The 1,672-nt window shown below is 59.3% G+C and carries 3 protein-coding genes and 1 tRNA gene; all 4 read right to left on the bottom strand.

Annotated elements, in window-relative coordinates; all coding sequences use genetic code 11:
- Positions 1-19: 19 nt before the first annotated feature.
- Positions 20-95: transfer RNA gene (locus tag AC1DRJ_RS26780), tRNA-Phe, on the bottom strand.
- 103 nt (positions 96-198) lie between these two features.
- Positions 199-471, bottom strand: coding sequence for an oxidative damage protection protein (locus AC1DRJ_RS26775; RefSeq protein ID WP_007949047.1), 273 nt, complete (start codon positions 469-471; stop codon positions 199-201).
- A complete protein-coding gene (mutY, locus tag AC1DRJ_RS26770) occupies positions 468-1,535 on the bottom strand; it encodes an A/G-specific adenine glycosylase (protein ID WP_477804804.1) in 1,068 nt (355 codons plus the stop codon). Before mutY ends, AC1DRJ_RS26775 begins: the two co-directional genes overlap by 4 nt.
- A partial coding sequence (locus AC1DRJ_RS26765; RefSeq protein ID WP_477804805.1) for a hypothetical protein occupies positions 1,532-1,672 on the bottom strand: 141 nt, incomplete at its 5' end. The genes mutY and AC1DRJ_RS26765, both read right to left, overlap by 4 nt.

The following is a 1,672-nucleotide window of genomic DNA, read 5'->3' as shown; positions in this document are numbered from 1 at the left end:
ATTCAGGGTTTTCGGTATTTGGTGCCCAGAGACGGAATCGAACCGCCGACACGGGGATTTTCAATCCCCTGCTCTACCGACTGAGCTATCTGGGCAACGGGGCGCATTAAACTGGTTTTTCAGGGGGTCGTCAAGAAAGTTTTGAAAAAAATTTTAATTATTACCGTCGCTTACGATCCGACCCCCGAGAAATCGGGATTATTCCGCTGGCGGAACGTAGCCGTCAGCCTTGGCGTAATCCTCGCCGGAGAAGTACTTGTCCATCTCGCCCTGAAGATATTTGCGATCTTCGGCGTTCATCATGTTCAGGCGTTTTTCGTTGATCAGCAGGGTCTGGTGTTTTTGCCAGTCGGCCCAGGCCTTGGCCGAGACGTGGTCAAAAATGTCCTGGCCTTTTGCGCCCGGGAAGGGGGCGCGTTCGAGGGCGGGCAATTCTTCTTTGTACTTGCGGCACATGATGGTGCGGGTCATGACGACTCTCCTGCGTTCAATACGGCGGCCGCGCGTTCGAGCAAGGTTTTGACCGGGGCGGCAAGGCCCAGGCGCGGCGGGGTGGCGAGGTTATACCAGAGCCAGTCGGCCTCGGCCACGTGATGGCCAGACTCCTGGACCCGGACCAGCCAGGGTTCGATGGACAATTGAAAGTGACTGAAGGTGTGCACCAGGCTCGCCAGCGCTTGTTGGCTGCCCAGTTCCAGTGAGTGTTGCGAGGCCAGGTGTTGCAGGTCGTCGAGGTCATCGAGCTCCGGCAAACTCCAGAGACCGCCCCACAGGCCCGTGGAAGGGCGACGGTAAAGCAGAATCGCACCTTCGCCGTTGGCGAGCATGGGCATCAGCGTGCGCTTCTGTGGCACGGTTTTACGCGGTTTGGGGATGGGGTAACGGGTTTCCAGGCCGAGCATGTGCGCTTCGCAACCCTGTTGCAGCGGGCAGAGCAGGCAACTCGGCTTGCTGCGGGTACACAGCGTGGCGCCCAGATCCATCATCGCCTGGGTGTAGGCGTTGACCCGATCATGCGGTGTAAAGCGCTCAGCGTTGGCCCAGAGCTGTTTGGCGACCTTCGGCTCCCCCGGGTAACCCTCTTGCGCGGTAAAGCGCGACAGGACGCGTTTGACGTTGCCGTCGAGGATCGGCGCCCGCAGGCCCATGCTCAGGCTGGCGATGGCGCCGGCCGTGGATAGCCCGATGCCTGGCAGATCAACCAGCTTTTCAACATCCCGGGGAAACTCGCCGCCGTATTCAGCGACGACAATTTTCGCAGTCTTCTGCAGATTGCGCGCCCGGGTGTAATAACCCAGGCCGGTCCACAGGTGCAGTACTTCGTCTTCCGGCGCGGCGGCCAGGGCTTCGACCGTTGGCAACGAGGCCATGAAACGGTCGAAGTAATTGAGCACGGTGCTGACCTGGGTTTGCTGCAACATTATTTCCGAGACCCACACCCGATACGGGGTGATGCCCTGTTGCCAAGGCAAATCGTGGCGGCCGTGGCGGTCATACCAGTCCAGCACCGCCGATGAAAACTGCTCGGCTCTCATCGCTTGAACAGCCCCTTCAATGCGTCTTTCAATTCAGGACTGACCTTGTCGCCGAGCTTCTCATCGATTTTTTCGCTGATTTTGTCACCCGCCAGTTTGCTCGCGACCTGGCCCATGCGTTCGTTATCCAGACGACG

The sequence above is a fragment of the Pseudomonas sp. P5_B2 genome (genome assembly GCF_056400445.1).
This window is presented reverse-complemented; position numbering and strand designations above follow the sequence as displayed.